Below are 16,171 nucleotides of genomic sequence, written 5' to 3' on the forward strand. Positions count from 1 at the left end.
CTGGAGTGATACATGAAAGCACTGCTCGATCTATTCAAGCAAGTACAGACCAACGAGACCTTCGATGCAATCAAGATCGGTCTCGCTTCGCCTGAGAAAATCCGTTCGTGGTCCTACGGCGAAGTCAAGAAGCCGGAAACCATCAACTACCGTACCTTCAAGCCTGAGCGCGATGGCCTGTTCTGCGCCAAGATCTTTGGCCCGATCAAGGATTACGAATGCCTGTGCGGCAAGTACAAGCGCCTGAAGCACCGCGGCGTGATCTGCGAAAAGTGCGGCGTCGAAGTCACCCTGGCCAAAGTGCGCCGCGAGCGCATGGGCCACATCGAGCTGGCCTCGCCGACCGCGCACATCTGGTTCCTGAAGTCGCTGCCGTCGCGTCTGGGCATGGTCCTGGACATGACCCTGCGGGACATCGAACGCGTGCTGTACTTTGAAGCATACGTCGTGACCGATCCCGGCATGACCCCGCTGAAGAAGTGCCAGATCATGTCGGAAGACGACTACGCCGCCAAGTACGAAGAGTACGGCGACGACTTCACCGCCTTCATGGGCGCCGAAGGTATCCGTGAACTGCTGCGCTCGATCGACATCCACCGCGATGCCGAAACCCTGCGCGTGGAACTGAAGGAATCGAAATCCGAAGCCAAGATCAAGAAATACGCCAAGCGCCTGAAAGTGCTGGAAGCGTTCCAACGTTCGGGCATCAAGCCTGACTGGATGATCATGGAAGTGCTGCCAGTGCTGCCGCCGGAATTGCGTCCGCTGGTACCGCTGGACGGTGGCCGTTTCGCGACCTCGGATCTGAACGATCTGTATCGCCGCGTCATCAACCGTAACAACCGTCTGAAACGCCTGATGGAGCTGCGCGCTCCAGAGATCATCACGCGCAACGAAAAGCGCATGCTGCAAGAAGCAGTCGATTCGCTGCTGGACAACGGCCGTCGCGGCAAAGCGATGACCGGCGCCAACAAGCGTCCGCTGAAGTCGCTGGCCGAGATGATCAAAGGTAAAGGCGGCCGTTTCCGTCAAAACTTGCTGGGCAAACGCGTCGATTACTCCGGTCGTTCGGTCATCGTCGTGGGCCCGCAATTGAAACTGCATCAGTGCGGCTTGCCGAAACTGATGGCGCTGGAACTGTTCAAACCATTCATTTTCAATAAACTGGAACTGATGGGTCTGGCGACCACGATCAAGGCCGCGAAAAAGCTGGTCGAGATTCAAGAGCCGGTCGTGTGGGACATCCTGGAAGACGTGATTCGTGAACATCCGATCATGTTGAACCGCGCACCTACTTTGCACCGTCTGGGTATCCAGGCGTTCGAGCCAGTCCTGATTGAAGGCAAGGCCATCCAGCTGCACCCGCTCGTCTGCGCCGCATTCAACGCCGACTTTGACGGTGACCAAATGGCGGTCCACGTTCCTCTGTCGATCGAAGCGCAGATGGAAGCACGCACGTTGATGCTGGCATCGAACAACATCCTGTTCCCATCGAACGGCGAACCATCGATCGTTCCTTCCCAGGATATCGTGCTGGGTCTGTACTACGCGACCCGCGAAGCGATCAATGCGAAGAACGAAGGGATGATGTTCCCTGACGTGTCGGAAGTGATCCGCGCCTACGACAACAAGGAAGTCGAACTGACGACCCGCGTTACCGTGCGTATTACCGAATACCCGAAAAACGCCGAGACGGGCGAATTCGAGAAAACGGTTACGCGTTACGAAACGACGATCGGCCGTGCGATCCTGTCGGAAATTCTGCCTAAAGGCCTGCCGTTCTCCGTCCTGAACCGCGCGCTGAAAAAGAAAGAAATTTCCAAGCTGATCAACACGTCGTTCCGCAAGTGCGGCCTGCGCGCCACCGTGGTGTTCGCAGACAAACTGATGCAATCGGGTTTCCGCCTGGCGACACGCGCCGGTATCTCGATCTGCGTCGACGACATGCTGGTACCGCCGCAAAAAGTGACCCTGATCGCGACGGCCGAATCGGAAGTCAAGCAGATCGAACAGCAATACGCCTCGGGTCTCGTGACCGCCGGCGAGCGTTACAACAAGGTAGTCGATATCTGGGGCAAGACCTCCGATGAAGTCGGCAAGGCCATGATGGACCAGCTCAAAGTCGAAGACGTGATCCGCCGCGACGGCACCAAGTCGACGCAAGAATCGTTCAACGCCATTTACATGATGGCCGACTCCGGCGCGCGCGGTTCCGCAGCCCAGATTCGCCAGTTGGCCGGTATGCGTGGTCTGATGGCCAAACCGGATGGTTCGATTATCGAAACGCCGATTACCGCGAACTTCCGCGAAGGTCTGAACGTTTTGCAGTACTTCATTTCGACCCACGGCGCTCGTAAAGGTCTGGCCGATACGGCGCTGAAAACGGCTAACTCCGGTTACCTGACGCGTCGTCTGGTTGACGTGACGCAAGACTTGGTGGTGATCGAGGACGATTGCGGCACCATGAACGGCGCCGTCATGAAGGCACTGGTCGAAGGTGGTGAAGTCATCGAACCGTTGCGTGACCGTATCCTCGGCCGCGTGGTGGTGCATGACGTCGTCAATCCTGAAACCCAGGAAACGCTGTACGAAGCCGGCACCTTGATGGACGAAGACATGGTCGAAGAGATCGAGCGTCTGTCCATCGATGAAGTCAAGGTCCGCACGCCACTGACTTGCGACACGCGCTTCGGCCTGTGCGCCAAGTGCTATGGCCGCGATCTGGGCCGCGGCATGCTGGTCAACGCCGGCGAAGCCGTCGGTGTGGTGGCAGCGCAGTCGATTGGTGAGCCTGGTACCCAGCTGACCATGCGTACCTTCCACATTGGTGGTGCGGCATCGCGTGCAGCAGTGGCATCGTCGGTGGAAGCCAAGTCGAACGGTACCATCCGCTTCACGGCAACCATGCGTTACGTGACGAACGGCAAGGGCGCGCAAATCGTCATTTCCCGTTCCGGCGAAGTGCTGATCACCGACGACCATGGCCGTGAGCGTGAGCGTCATAAAGTACCGTACGGTGCGACCCTGATCGTCAAGGACGGCATGGTCATCAAGGCCGGTACGGCCCTGGCAACGTGGGATCCGCTGACCCGTCCGATCATTACCGAATACGCCGGTCAAGTGCGTTTCGAGAACGTCGAAGAAGGCGTCACCGTTGCCCGTCAGGTCGATGAAGTGACCGGTCTGTCCACCCTGGTGGCGATCGATGCGAAACGTCGCGGTTCGTTGACGAAAACGTTGCGTCCGCAAGTCAAGCTGATCAACGACGCGAACGAAGAAGTCAAGATCGCCGGCACCGAACACTCGGTGGCGATCGGCTTCCAGGTCGGCGCACTGATCATGGTCAAGGACGGTCAACAGGTATCGGTTGGTGAAGTGCTGGCACGTATTCCTACCGAATCGCAAAAAACGCGCGATATTACCGGTGGTCTGCCGCGCGTTGCGGAACTGTTCGAAGCGCGCTCGCCGAAAGATGCCGGTATGCTGGCGGAAGTCACGGGTACGGTTGCGTTCGGTAAAGAAACCAAGGGCAAGCAGCGTCTGGAAATCACGGACATGGACGGCAACAAGCATGAGTTCTTGATCACCAAGGACAAACAAGTGCTGGTGCATGACGGCCAAGTCGTGAACAAGGGCGAGATGATCGTGGACGGCCCGGCCGATCCGCAAGACATCCTGCGCTTGCTGGGTATCGAAGCACTGGCACGTTACATCGTTGACGAAGTGCAAGACGTGTACCGTCTGCAAGGCGTGAAGATCAATGACAAGCACATCGAAGTGATCGTGCGTCAGATGCTGCGCCGTGTTCAGATCGTCAATGCCGGCGACACCAACTACATCGTTGGCGAGCAGGTAGAGCGTTCGGAACTGCTGGACGAGAACGATCGCATGGCCGTTGAGAACAAGATTCCAGCGACCTACGAAAACGTCTTGTTGGGTATTACCAAGGCATCGCTGTCGACCGATTCGTTCATCTCGGCCGCATCGTTCCAGGAAACCACCCGCGTGCTGACCGAAGCGGCGATCATGGGCAAGCGCGATGGTCTGCGCGGCCTGAAAGAGAACGTCATCGTCGGCCGTCTGATTCCTGGCGGTACGGGCCTGGCCTTCCACCGCGCACGCAAAGAGAAAGAAGCGTGGGAAGTGGAAGAGCGTCAAGCACTGCTGCTGGCCGAGAAAGCCTCGATGGCTGGCGAAGCTGCCGAAGCATTGCAGGATATCGAGACCCAGCAACACCACGGCGACGAAGCGTAATTTGCGCTGCTAGCTGACAAGAACGGCACCTTCGGGTGCCGTTTTTTTATGCCTGCAAGCATTAATTAATACACGCATATAGGCAGCGTGGAACACCGAAAATTATGGCTGCCTATTTATATCCAATATTATTTTCACTGGAAAGCGTCATTGATATGGTGGATTGAAGTATGAGTCGTCTGAGTAAATCCGAAATGAGCCAGGCATTGAAACTAATACTGAGCCATGCTGGTATTAAAGGCTGAGATTGAAATTCAAATCCATATGCAGGTATTTCATCCTGCTTGCTCTATGAATAAATATGGCCGAGTTACTGTTACGTCGTGCATGCTTGAATGGATGGGATAAACCAGGGGATGCCGTTGCCTCAGACCGGCAATTGCGGTGGACCAGGATATCGAGCCGGCACGTCAGCGGGTCTGAAGTGAGCGCTCACAAGGAAGTGGCTGCAAACTGCCTGCCGCCGCGTCATTGTCATTCACCGCGATGGGCTCGCCCAATTGCCGTTGACGGCGCCGTACCGCGTTGTTGTGACGTCACGCCCTATTGTCTTCAGCACGCCAGTTTCCAGTTCATTCATGCTAAGATTTGGCGCATGATTGCCCAAGCCCTGTTTACTCCCGCCCAGCAGAAATTGCTGGGTTTGCTCTTTGTCCGCGTGAATGAAGGTTTTCATTTGAACGAGATCATGCGTTTGACGGGATTGGGCAGCGCGTCGGCGCAGCGGGAATTGCGTCGTCTACATGAGTCGGGCCTGATCACTTCTGAACGGATCGGCAATGTGCGGCGCTTCTGGCCCAACAAGGAAAGCCTCGTGTATCCGGAGTTGAGCGGGCTGGTGCAGAAAACCTTCGGCATCGTCGGCGTGCTCAGCATGACCTTGGCTCCCTTGCGTGCGCAGTTGCACCTGGCATTCGTGTCGGGCGCCACGGCGAAGGGGCAGGACATGCCTGGCAGCGCCATCGATTTGCTGCTGGTGGGCGAAGAAGCCAATTATGGCGATCTGTTGACGGGATTGGCCCCGGCCGAGCGAACCTTAAGGCGTAAAATCAATCCCAATCTATATACGCTGGCCGATTATCGCCGGCGGCTGCGCGAAGGCCAGCCATTTCTGCTGCAGGTATTACAGCAGCCGAAGTTGTTTGTGATCGGCGATGAATCGCTATTGCATGCGCTGGCATTGCCTGACTCTTCATTACAAGCGAATGACATGCCATCTGTATTCTAAAGGCCGGGCCTGGCATTCAATTTCCGATGCATGAAATTGTTGGCCAGAATAATATCTGAGGCGGATTGATCGTATGATGAATAAACTACAGGCTTTCGGTTTAATTGTTTCCCAGGCGGTGCGCGGAGAATTAACATTTCCCACGAGTGTTAATTCCGCACTGCAATTGCAATTGGCCCTGGCTGAACCGGATTGTCATATCGACCATGCGATCAAACTGGTATTGGCCGAGCCCTTGCTGGCGGCGCGCACAGTCGCGCTGGCCAATTCGGCCGTGTACAGCCGCGGCGATGCGGCGCCTGTGACCAGCGTGCGCGCCGCCGTCATGCGCATGGGTTACCGCAATCTGTACGCGCTGGTGGCGGCCATGGTGGTGCGCCAGTTCGGCAGCAAGATCATCGATCCCGTCTTGCGCCAGAAGGCGACCCAGTTGTGGGAGCACACGGCCCATGTGGCGGCGCTGGCGCACGTGCTGGCCCGCCGCGTGACGCACGTCGATGCCGACACGGCGCTGTTCGCCGGCATCGTGCATGAGGTGGGCGGCTTTTACCTGCTGTCGCGCGCCGATGAATTCCCCGGCCTGCTCGACGACGATGCGGATCACTGGATGGAATCGGCCGAAGAAATCATTTCCCGCGAAGTCATGAAGAAGCTCTTGATCCCGCGAGCCGTCAGCGAAGCCATCGAAGGCTTGCGCGATGGCTTGCTATCGATCCCGCCCGACTCCCTGCTCGACACCTTATTGTTGGCCAAGCAACTGTCGCCCGTGCAGTCGCCCTTGCAGGTGACGTACGTGGAAATGCTCACACCCTCCGATTCCGTCATCGATTTCATTATCGACAACGAGACCCTGCAAAGCATCCTGGCTGAGTCAAACGAGGAAGTGCGTTCGATGAGCGCCGCGCTGCTCGTCTGAGTTCGTCTGAGATCAGCGCATTGTTCGTCTGCCCCGCGCGCGTTGCCTGCCAACATGCCTGCCAGTGGGATCAAGGGCCGGGATGCAGCACCACCTTGATGCATTGCTCCTGTTTCTTCTGGAAGATCTCGTAGCCATGCGGCGCTTCGTCCAGGCTCAAGTGGTGGGAAATGATGGCGCCGGGATCGAGTTCTCCCCGTTGTATTCTTTCCAGCAGTGGCTGCATGTAGCGCTGCACGTGTGTCTGCCCCGTCTTGATGGTCAATGAACGGTTCATGATGGAGCCAAACGGGATCTTGTCGCTGAAACCGCCATACACTCCCGGCACCGAAACGACGCCGCCATTGCGGCACGCCATCAAGGCTTCGCGCAGGGCCGTGGGACGGTCCGATTCCAGTTTCATCGTCTGCTTGAGGCGGTCGTAGATATAGCTGATGCCGGAACCGTGCGCTTCCATGCCGACGGCATCGATGCAGGCATCGGGTCCCCGTCCTCCCGTCATTTCCCGCAGGGCATCGGGTACGTCCACCGCATCGAAATGCAGGGTTTCCGCACCGGACAGTTCGCGTGCCATGCGCAGGCGTTCCGGGTAATGGTCGATGGCGATGACGCGTTCGGCACCGAGTAGGAAAGCGCTCTGGATGGCGAACTGTCCCACCGGGCCGCAACCCCACACGGCCACCACCTGGCCCGGCGCGATGGCGCAGGCTTCGGCCGCCATGTAGCCGGTCGGCAGTATGTCCGAGAGAAACAGCACCTGTTCATCCTTGAGCTCGTCCGGCACCTTGATGGGGCCGACGTCGGCAAACGGCACGCGCACATATTCGGCCTGGCCGCCCGCGTAGCCGCCCGTCAAATGGGAATAGCCAAAGATGCCCGCGCCCGAGTGGCCCCACATCTTTTCCGCCATGTAGGCATTGGGATTGGAGTTCTCGCACACCGAGTACAGCTGTTGCTCGCAAAAGAAGCAGCGTCCGCAGGCAATGGGAAACGGCACCACCACCCGATCCCCTACCTTGAGCTTGCGCACCGCGGAGCCCGTTTCCACCACTTCGCCCATGAACTCATGGCCGAGGATATCGCCTTGCTCCATGGTCGGCACGACGCCATTGTAAAGATGCAAGTCGGAACCGCAGATGGCCGTGGAACTGACCTTGATGATGGCGTCGCCGGGATTGAGGATGGCGGGATCGGGTACGTGTTCGATCCGTACGTCGCGCTTGCCGTGCCAGCAATTGGCTTTCATGACAGACCTCCGTTTGCTTGCGGCCGAGGGGCCGGTGCCATGCCGCCAGCCTTGTGCAGCAAGCGCGTCTTGAAACTGCGCTTGCCTGACGGCTGGCCCTCGGTGGTGCTGACCTCGCCCGTTTCCATCCACTGCTTGAAACGGCGCAAGGTGGTTTCGATCTGGTAGGCGGGCGCCTGGCTGAACAGGCCGGCCACGGCAGTGCCCACCTTGCCGGCCGGTGGTTGCATGTGCAGCTGCATGGTCACCACGGTGCCGCGTCCGTCGGGTGCGGGCGACAGTTCCAGCGCTCCCGTTTCGGCATGGTTCTCCGCCGCGCGCCAGCGCATGCCCTGGCCCGGACACTCTTGCGTCAGTTCGCCTATCCATACGCCTTCGACGCTATGCCAGCGCGAGCGGCGCGCATCGATTACCTGCACCGATTGCAGGCCCGGCATGAAGCGGGGCAGGTTTTCCAGGTCGCGCCAGGCGCGGTAGCAATCGTCGGCGGAGCGGTTGACGATGACGCTCTTTTGCAGCGCCAGCCCCGCTTCGCCGGGCGCGGGCAATTCGCTCAGCTTGCGCGGCGCCAGTTGTGCGCTGGCGATATAGTCGATGGCCGTCACGCCCGCCACCACGGCTGCCGTCGCCGCCAGGCGCGTGCGCGCATTGCGCCGGCTGGCCATGGCCACACCCAGCAGCGACAGATCCATGGCGTCGCCGGCGATGCGCGACCAGCGCCATGCCGGCCGGGTTTCTCCGCGCAGCAAGGCCACGCCGCAGGCCATTTCGCGCAAGCCGATGGCGCGTATCCAGACAGACGAGACGCCGCGCAAGCCGCTGGCCCGCGCCAGGCCCTGCGGCGCCACTAACTGGACCAGGCCCAGGCCGATGCTGAGCCAGCCAAGTGCCCTGATCATGGCATGGTTGCCGTGCGCGGTAGCGTCGGGAATGTGCCGCTGCGGCCGTCCATCGGCCTGGCCGTGCGCACTCGTGTAATGAAGAATGGCGTCGTGGCCATGGGCCGATGCGCCAGCATCATCGGGTATCTCCATTGACGCTTGCCATGCGGGCGGCCTGGCCGTGGCGCCATCGCTGATGTCTTCGTTTTGCATGCTGCCTCCCTTCTGTGTATGGGAATTAGGCAGCATGGTCTGGTACGCGTTCCGGCAGGCGTGCGCGAGATGCGCTGGATCTGTGCCAGATCAAATATCGGCACGAAAAAAACGGCAGCCCGGACTGGCGCTGCCGCTATTGCGGGAGGGGCTTAATTTACTTTTGCTGGGCGATCCACCGGTCGACTTTGGCTTCCAGCAGTTTCAGGGGCAGGGTGCCGTCGCTCAGCACGACTTCGTGGAACTTCGGCAGGCTGAACTTGTCGCCCAGCGCCTGCTGTGCGCGCTGGCGCAGTTCGACGATCTTCAGCGAACCGATCTTGTAGCCCAGCGCCTGGCCCGGCCACGCCATGTAGCGTTCCGTCTCGCTTTTCGCCACGGCGTCATAGCCGAGGGTGTCGCGCATGTACTTGATCGTCTGTTCGCGCGTCCAGCCCTTGGTGTGCAAGCCCGTGTCGACCACCAGGCGCACGGCGCGCAGCATCTCGTCATTCAAGTGGCCGAAATACTGGGCCGGATCCTCGAACAGGCCCATTTCCTTGCCCAGGGTTTCCGCATACAGGGCCCAGCCTTCCGTGAAGGCATTGTTGCCGCCGAAACGGCGGAAGTTCGGCAAGTCCATCTCTTGCACCAGCGCCAGGTGGAAATGGTGGCCAGGTTTGCCTTCGTGCAGGAACAGGGTGGTCATGCCCGTGTCGCCATACAGTTTCGGATCCGTGACGACGGACCAGAACACGCCGGGGCGCGAACCGTCGGCGGCCGGCGCCGTGTAGTGGTCGGCGGCCGTGTCGCGGCTCAGTTCAGGTTCCAGACGCAAGTCCAGCGGCGCCTTCGGCACCAGGGTGAACAGGGCTGGCAATTTGCTGTCCAGCAGCACGTTCAGCTTGCGGTAGACGTCGAGCACTTCCTGTTCCGTCTTGAACGGGCGGAATTTTTCCTGCTGCGACACCCACACGGGCAAGCCGGCGGCCGGGCCGTTGTAGCCCATCTTCGGGCCCACGATCGCATATTGTTCCTGGATGCGCGCCACTTCCTTCAGGCCGATGGCGTGGATCTGCTCCGGTTTCAAATCCGTGGTGGTGCTGCTGGCCACGCGCGCCTGGTACCAGGCAGCCCCATCGGGCAGGGCGCTCCAGCCGCTGCTCGCGCGGCTGGCTGGCAGGTAATCGCGTTCCATGAAGGTGGACAGGCGCTGCAGCGCAGGCATCAGCTTGGCTTCGATGATGACGGTGTAGGTTTGCGTCAGGCGCGCCTTGTCCGCGGCGGAAAAGCTGGCCGGCAGGCTCTTGACGGGCGTGTAATAGACGCTGTCCTGCGGCGTGGCGCTGACGAGCTTTTTAAATTGCGGCAAGGCCGATTCCGTCAGCGCCTTCGGCAGCACGATGCCTTTTTGCATGCCGACGCGCATATTGGCGATGGCCTGGTCTATCCAGCCCGGCAACTGGCCGATACGGCTCAGGTAAGCGTCATACTCCTTGACCGTGGTCAAAGGCTGCGATGCCTCGCCACCCGCATAATTGGCCAGGGTGACGGGCATGCTGTCCATCTGGTTCAAGGGCAGCAGGTATTCGGGGAAGCGCTCGAAGCTCAGCGCCGTCGCCAGTTCATAGTCGAGGATATCGTAGTTGATCTGGTCCTGGTGCGACAGCTGTGCGCGGGCAATGCTGCGCAGGGTCTTCTGGTACTGGCGGTACAGCGCGAACTGCTTTGCCCGCGCGGCGGGCACGATGGCTGAACCGAGCTGGTCGTCAAAACGGTTGTCGCCGCTCTCGGTGGCGTTGATCGGCTCGAAACGGGCCAGCGCATCGTAGTACTGATCGGCCACGACCTGCAACCGCTGCTTGGCTTGCGGCGCGCTGACGGCCACGCTTTTGGCTGCGGACTGGGCCGCTTGCGCCATGGGCGCATGGGCGAGCAACAGGGAGATGGCCAGGGTGCCGAGGGTGCCGGCGGCAAAACGATGCTTCATGCGCGAGGTCCTTTGTAAGGAGGGTATGAACGGAGGCTTAGCGAGGTCGGGGTGGCCGGTCGCGATGGAGCAGCCGGGGCGTAAGCATACGCCATTGCCCAGTACGTTTGGATAAATTGTACGAGGGGAATGTTGCTATTTTGCCGTAGGCGGCAAGGCCGCTTTCATCGCTTGCCAGTGGCTGCTGCTCAAGGGCAGGCAGGCAGAGCACGGCGTGGCGGCGATCAGGCTGCGGATCTGCTGCGCGCGCGCCGCCGTTTGCGGGTGCGAAGAAATCCAGTCGGGCACCTTGGCCTTGTCCTTGTCATCGAGCTTCTGGAAAAAGCTGAGCATGCCATCGGGACGGATGTGTGCGCGCTGCAAGGCGAGCAAACCGAGGCGGTCCGCCTCTTCTTCCATGTCGCGGCTGAAATACAGAGTGCCGGCCTGGTGCGCCAGCATGGCGGCCACGGCGCTGATGTCGCCGATGGTCACGCCCACCAAAGCGCCCCAGCCCAGGCTGCTGATCATTTGCCGCAACGAATGGCGCTGTTCCACGTGCTGCACTTCATGCGCCAGCACGCCGGCCAGTTCGCCCGGATCGGCTGCCTGACGCAGCAAGCCTGTATGCACGACGATGATGCCGCCGGGCATGGCAAACGCGTTGACCGTGTCGTCGTTCTTGATCAGCCAGCGGTACTGGTAACGCGAACCGGCCGTCAGCTTGCGGCCGATCTCCTGCACCGTCTGCTGCGCCACGCCGCTTTCACTGATGCCGCCTTGCGCGCGCACTTGCGACAGGGCCAGTTCGCCCAGCTGTTTTTCCGTCGACAAGGGGATTAATCCTGCCAACGCGCCGATGGCATGGCCGCCTTGCCACCACAGCAGGGCGGCCGCGACGACGGTCGCGCCCGTCAAGCCGGCCAGCCAGCCCGATACTTGTCGCCGGTTGCGCTGGCGCTCGCCCCACAGGCGTTGCAGTTGCGGCTGCAGCGCGGCCGGCGCTTCGCGCAAGACGATGGCGATGTCGCTCGCGGTCAGCGGTTTCAGCGACGCTTGCCGGCCTTGGTCGTCGAGCCAGTTCAGGAACAGTTCCGGTCCGTCGACACCGCCCACGCTGACGACCAGCTGCGCCACGTCGACGTTATAGCCGGGCGCATCGATGGCCAACTGCGCACCGAAAAAATGCGCGCTGACGGCCGTGCCGGCCGGGCCGCCATCGGGGCCGGTCAGCAGCGCCTGGAATGGCGTCATGCGGCGGCCTCGGCAAAGCGGCTTTCGTACAGGGCCGCCATCAGGTCGGATTGGCTGATGATGCCGGCCAGGCGTTCTTCATCGTCGAGGATGGGAATATGGTGGTAGCCGGCATCGGCCATCAGGGGAACCAGGTCGATGATGGGCGTGCCCAGGCGGGCCGTGTGCGGCGACGGCGTCATCAGCTGGCCCACCACTTCCGGCTTGTCGCTGTGGGACAGGCCGCTGCGCTGCAGCAGGCCGCGCAGGCGTTGGCGCATGCCCTGATAATCGTCGAGGCCGCCATGGCGCAGGAAATCCGTCTGCGTGATGATGCCGATGACCCGGCGCGCCCGGTTCAGCACGGGCAGGGCGCCCACCTGGTGCTCGCGCATGGTGCGCCAGGCTACATCGAGCGGCGTGCCGAATTCCACGCTGAGCACGTCTTTCGACATGATGTCGGCGCAGGTGACGACGCCGAAGCGGCGCTGGTAGGCGCGCATTTCCGTCTGCAGGAAGATCGCTTGCAAATCATCGCGGCTGATATCGAGCACTTCGCTGTGCTGGCGCAGAACGGCATCGAGGTCGTCCGGCGAAAAGCCCAGGCGGTTGCTGGGCACGTCATCCCTGGTGGCGTGCGGATGTGGCGCGACCAGTTGCTGGATGTGCGGGTAGCGGCGTCCCGTCAGGTTGTTGTACAGCACGGCGCAAGCGACCAGCACGGCGGAATTGAACAGCACGGTGATGAAGACGAATTCAAAGCCGGCCGCATGCACGCTGGCGCCGCCGACCACGGTAGTGAGCGCCACGGCCCCGCCCGGCGGATGCAAACAGCGCAGGGCAAACATGGCGCCGATGGCCAGGCAGGCGGCCAGCGCCGCCACGCCCACGCTCGATCCCATCCATTTGACGCAAGCCATGCCGACCAGGCCGGAGACGACATTGCCGCCCACCACGGACCACGGTTGCGCCAGCGGGCTGGCCGGCAGGCAGAACAGCAGCACGGCCGAGGCGCCCATGGGTGCGATCAGGTAGACGCTGGCACTGTCGGGGGCCAGCAGGAAATGGCAGATCAGGCCCGTCAGCAGCAAGCCGCAGATGGCGCCCGCGCAGGCGCGCAATTGTTCGCGGCGGCTGCCGTTGTTCGGTTGCGGCAGCCAGCGTGCCAGGAAAGAAGTCGTCATGGGGGAGGGCGCGTTCGGGCCGCGTTGCTCTGTGTGAGCCCGATATTATCCCATGCGTTCCATTTCGCTGCCTGCGGGCATTAATCCTCGGCGCAGACGGCTTGCAAGCCGTGCCGCGCCAGCAAGTTCCTGACGGCCGCGATGGCGGACGGCGCCGGCTTGCTGCTGGCGCAGGCATAGATGTCATTGAGGACCGTCGCCGCATCCTTGTGCGTGACAGCGGCCATCAGCTCGGCCAGGTTGCGGTCGGAAAAGTGTTCATACAGCAGGGCCAGTACGGCGAAATACGCCGTGTCTGGCATGCCGCCGGGATAGGCACTGCATAGCATGCGCGCGGCGCCGGACAAAGCCGGAGGCAGGGTATCTGGCATGCTCAAGCGGCTACTCCTTGTTGGTGCTGATACGCGCTTATACGTTTTCCGCATAAGCACAGTGCAATTAAATGGTGGATATTTCCTACAGGTACGCATATTCTAGACAATCACACTGGCTGACAGCTGTTCAGCTGGTCCCCACGATTTATCTCAGGAGCCCGCATGCGCTTTTCTATTTTCCTTGCCAGCCTGCTGCTTGCCGGCACCGCCATTGCCGCCGCGCCAACGCCGAGCAACCCTGTCGCCACGCCGCATTTGCCGTACAACGCGGCGGCCGACGCCAAGGCCGACGTGGCCCGCGCGCTGGCCGAAGCCAAGGCGGCGCACGTGCCCGTCTTGCTGATCTTTGGCGCCAACTGGTGCGAGGATTGCCGCGCGCTCGACAAGGCATTGAAGGAAGGCAAGAACGCGGAGTTGATGCAGCAACAGTTCAAGGTCGTCAAGGTCGACGTGGGTAACTTCGACCATAACCTGGACGTGGCGCAAGCCTATGGCAATCCGCTCAAGAAAGGCATCCCGGCTGCCGTGCTCGTATCGAGCGACAACAAGCAGGTGCTGTACGCCACCAAGGGCGGCGAACTGGCGAATGCCCGTCGCATGAGCGAGAGCGGCATTTATGACTTCTTCAAGCAAGCGGCAAGCGTGAAAGCGCCGGCGATTTAAGCGCTTTCAAACTTCTTCAAAACTCTTCCCACGCATCGCTGGCCGGCGCTGTCGGGCGCGATGGCGTGGGCAGTCTGGGCTGGTGCGCCGGTTGCCGAGGCTGTGGCTGCGCCGCATGCCCGGATTCTTCCAGCTTGAAGACGCTGACTACCTGCGCCAGCCGGCCCGCCTGATCCTGCAAGGACTGGGCTGCCGCCGCCGCTTCTTCCACCAGGGCCGCGTTTTGCTGGGTCGCGTCATCCATCTGCGTGACCGTGGCATTGACTTGCGCGATGCCCTGGCTTTGTTCTTGGCTGGCCGAAGCGATTTCTCCCATCAGGTCGGCGACGCGTTGCACGGAAACGACGATGTCTTGCATGGTGGCGCCGGCCGAGTCGACCAGCTTGCTGCCCGCATCCACCTTGCTGCCCGAATCGACGATCAAGTCCTTGATTTCCTTGGCCGCCTGGCTTGACCTCTGTGCCAGATTGCGTACCTCGGTTGCCACCACGGCAAAGCCGCGTCCCTGTTCGCCCGCGCGGGCCGCCTCGACGGCAGCGTTCAGGGCGAGGATATTGGTTTGAAAGGCAATCCCGTCGATCACACCGATAATATCCGCGATCTTGCGTGAACTTTCCGTAATCGCCCCCATTGTCTGCACCACTTGGCCGACCACTTCACCACCCTTGACGGCGTGGTTTGAGGCCGACACCACCAGCTGATTGGCCTGGCGCGCATTGTCCGCGTTCTGTTTCACGGTTGACGTCAGCTCTTCCATGGCCGCCGCCGTCTCTTCCAGGCTCGACGCCTGGGCTTCCGTGCGCGCCGACAAGTCCAGATTGCCCGACGCGATCTGGCTCGATGCGCTGGCAATGGCCCCGGTACTGTCGCGAACTTCGCGTATCGTCACGTTCAGCGACGCGACGAAGCGGTTGAAGGCGGCAGCCAGCGCGCCGACCTCGTCTTCCGATTCGACGGGCATGCGTCGGCTCAGGTCGCCATTGCCGCTGGCGATTTCGCTGAGCATGTCGGCCGCCCGCGCGACGGGGCCGGCAATGGCGCGGCTGATGACATAGATGATGAGCAGGGCGATGCCGCCACCGACGAGGCCGGCGATCAGGGCGGCGATCAGGGCCGACCGCGTGACATTGCCCAGCACTTCCGCTTCCGGCACTTCGGCCATCACGTACAGATTCAATTCCGGCACGAAAGAGGCGGCGACGAACTGGCGTCCGGCAGGCGCGTCGTAGATGGCATACGCGTATTTTTTGCCCGTCAGCAGGCTCTGGCTCAGGGTATCGCTAAAGCCGGGCAAATCCTTGAGTGCATGCTTGCCGTCGGCCAGCGCCGTGTCGCGGTGCACCAGCAGCACGCCGTTGGCGCGCGCCAGGTAGACATGGCCCGTCTGGCCGATCTTGTAGCTGCGGATGGTATCGGCCAGCGCATTGATGGACAGGCCCAGACCGGCCGCGATCTGCTTGCCGCCCGCCGTCTGGCCGCGCGCATTCAGGTACAACATCAGGTCGCTGGAGTTTTCCGCCTTGTCGATATCGAGCGTGTAGGCCTTGTCGCCGGCCAGCAAGCCATAAAACCACTGGTCTGCCGCCTGGTTCTTGTCCAGGGTGCGCAGCAAGCCTTCGGTGGTGAAATACTTGCCCGTGCTGGCCGAGGCCCAGTTGATCGAGGCGGCCTTGTTCTTTTCCTTGACCACCTTGGCATAGCGCTGGAAGGTGGCGATGCCGCTGTCGGGCAAGCCTGCGTCTTCCCAGTCTTGCAGGTAGACATCGTTGGCCATGGTTTGCACCACGGACAGAGGCTGGCTGATCTGGCGCAGCACGTCATTGCGTATCTCGCCCACTTGCGCCGGCAATTCCTGGCTGACGACGCGCTCGCGCACGTAATCGCTGCTCATGCGCACGCTGAGGAAAGACGAGATCGCCATGAAGAGCAGCAGGCACAAGCCCATGCTGAACAGGAGTTTTTTCTGGATGGAGAGGCGGCGGAGCAGAGACATGGAAGACCTTGGAGTATGGCCTGCACTACGGGCAGACA

Annotated in this window: 11 protein-coding genes; 4 read left to right on the forward strand and 7 right to left on the reverse strand. The window is 61.2% G+C overall.

Going from position 1 to position 16,171, the window contains the following annotated elements; all coding sequences use genetic code 11:
- Positions 1-12 precede the first annotated feature (12 nt).
- The 3 genes from rpoC (at position 13) to KO539_RS14610 (ending at position 6,398) form a co-directional block, all read left to right on the forward strand.
- The gene (gene rpoC / locus KO539_RS14600; protein WP_034753138.1) at positions 13-4,254 is read left to right on the forward strand and encodes a DNA-directed RNA polymerase subunit beta'; all 4,242 of its coding nucleotides are present in this window, start codon (positions 13-15) and stop codon (positions 4,252-4,254) included.
- Positions 4,255-4,555: 301 nt separating this feature from the next.
- Positions 4,556-5,482 (forward strand): hypothetical protein, encoded by a 927-nt coding sequence (locus KO539_RS14605; protein WP_257626294.1) that lies wholly within the window; start codon positions 4,556-4,558, stop codon positions 5,480-5,482.
- A gap of 76 nt (positions 5,483-5,558) precedes the next feature.
- Complete coding sequence (locus KO539_RS14610; RefSeq protein ID WP_035828534.1) at positions 5,559-6,398, forward strand: HDOD domain-containing protein; 840 nt, start codon at positions 5,559-5,561, stop codon at positions 6,396-6,398.
- A gap of 70 nt (positions 6,399-6,468) precedes the next feature.
- On the opposite strand, the gene KO539_RS14615 is transcribed toward KO539_RS14610, so the two are convergent.
- From KO539_RS14615 to KO539_RS14640, 6 genes are all read right to left on the reverse strand, one after another.
- Complete coding sequence (locus KO539_RS14615; protein WP_219310347.1) at positions 6,469-7,644, reverse strand: zinc-dependent alcohol dehydrogenase; 1,176 nt, start codon at positions 7,642-7,644, stop codon at positions 6,469-6,471.
- Positions 7,641-8,738 (reverse strand): SRPBCC family protein, encoded by a 1,098-nt coding sequence (locus KO539_RS14620; RefSeq protein WP_219310348.1) that lies wholly within the window; start codon positions 8,736-8,738, stop codon positions 7,641-7,643. Before KO539_RS14620 ends, KO539_RS14615 begins: the two co-directional genes overlap by 4 nt.
- A gap of 157 nt (positions 8,739-8,895) precedes the next feature.
- Positions 8,896-10,707 (reverse strand): DUF885 family protein, encoded by a 1,812-nt coding sequence (locus KO539_RS14625; RefSeq protein ID WP_219310349.1) that lies wholly within the window; start codon positions 10,705-10,707, stop codon positions 8,896-8,898.
- A gap of 135 nt (positions 10,708-10,842) precedes the next feature.
- Positions 10,843-11,940 carry a M48 family metallopeptidase gene (locus tag KO539_RS14630; protein ID WP_219310350.1) on the reverse strand — a complete coding sequence of 366 codons (1,098 nt, stop codon included), beginning with the start codon at positions 11,938-11,940 and terminating at the stop codon, positions 10,843-10,845.
- Positions 11,937-13,103 (reverse strand): HPP family protein, encoded by a 1,167-nt coding sequence (locus KO539_RS14635; protein ID WP_219310351.1) that lies wholly within the window; start codon positions 13,101-13,103, stop codon positions 11,937-11,939. Before KO539_RS14635 ends, KO539_RS14630 begins: the two co-directional genes overlap by 4 nt.
- A gap of 80 nt (positions 13,104-13,183) precedes the next feature.
- On the reverse strand, positions 13,184-13,474 hold the full coding sequence (locus KO539_RS14640) for a DUF3349 domain-containing protein (protein ID WP_225243228.1): 291 nt from the start codon (positions 13,472-13,474) through the stop codon (positions 13,184-13,186).
- Between the two features lie 165 nt (positions 13,475-13,639).
- Here KO539_RS14640 and KO539_RS14645 point away from each other — a divergent pair, with 165 nt between their 5' ends.
- The gene (locus tag KO539_RS14645) at positions 13,640-14,140 is read left to right on the forward strand and encodes a co-chaperone YbbN (protein ID WP_219310353.1); all 501 of its coding nucleotides are present in this window, start codon (positions 13,640-13,642) and stop codon (positions 14,138-14,140) included.
- A gap of 16 nt (positions 14,141-14,156) precedes the next feature.
- Here KO539_RS14645 and KO539_RS14650 read toward each other — a convergent pair whose 3' ends face one another.
- Entirely contained in the window at positions 14,157-16,133 is a 1,977-nt protein-coding gene (locus KO539_RS14650; RefSeq protein ID WP_219310354.1) for a methyl-accepting chemotaxis protein, read from the reverse strand.
- Positions 16,134-16,171 lie beyond the last annotated feature (38 nt).

It is taken from the genome of Janthinobacterium sp. NKUCC06_STL, assembly GCF_019345455.1.
GTDB classification, from domain to species: Bacteria; Pseudomonadota; Gammaproteobacteria; order Burkholderiales; family Burkholderiaceae_D; genus Janthinobacterium; species Janthinobacterium rivuli.

Excerpts from the sequence above, each read along its gene's own strand:
- KO539_RS14645 (WP_219310353.1), top strand. The coding sequence starts at position 13,640 with ATGCGCTTTTCTATTTTCCTTGCCAGCCTGCTGCTTGCCGGCACCGCC.
- KO539_RS14635 (WP_219310351.1), bottom strand. The coding sequence starts at position 13,103 with ATGACGACTTCTTTCCTGGCACGCTGGCTGCCGCAACCGAACAACGGC.
- rpoC (WP_034753138.1), top strand. The coding sequence starts at position 13 with ATGAAAGCACTGCTCGATCTATTCAAGCAAGTACAGACCAACGAGACC.
- KO539_RS14610 (WP_035828534.1), top strand. The coding sequence starts at position 5,559 with ATGAATAAACTACAGGCTTTCGGTTTAATTGTTTCCCAGGCGGTGCGC.
- KO539_RS14650 (WP_219310354.1), bottom strand. The coding sequence starts at position 16,133 with ATGTCTCTGCTCCGCCGCCTCTCCATCCAGAAAAAACTCCTGTTCAGC.
- KO539_RS14630 (WP_219310350.1), bottom strand. The coding sequence starts at position 11,940 with ATGACGCCATTCCAGGCGCTGCTGACCGGCCCCGATGGCGGCCCGGCC.
- KO539_RS14615 (WP_219310347.1), bottom strand. The coding sequence starts at position 7,644 with ATGAAAGCCAATTGCTGGCACGGCAAGCGCGACGTACGGATCGAACAC.
- KO539_RS14605 (WP_257626294.1), top strand. The coding sequence starts at position 4,556 with ATGGCCGAGTTACTGTTACGTCGTGCATGCTTGAATGGATGGGATAAA.
- KO539_RS14625 (WP_219310349.1), bottom strand. The coding sequence starts at position 10,707 with ATGAAGCATCGTTTTGCCGCCGGCACCCTCGGCACCCTGGCCATCTCC.
- KO539_RS14620 (WP_219310348.1), bottom strand. The coding sequence starts at position 8,738 with ATGCAAAACGAAGACATCAGCGATGGCGCCACGGCCAGGCCGCCCGCA.
- KO539_RS14640 (WP_225243228.1), bottom strand. The coding sequence starts at position 13,474 with ATGCCAGATACCCTGCCTCCGGCTTTGTCCGGCGCCGCGCGCATGCTA.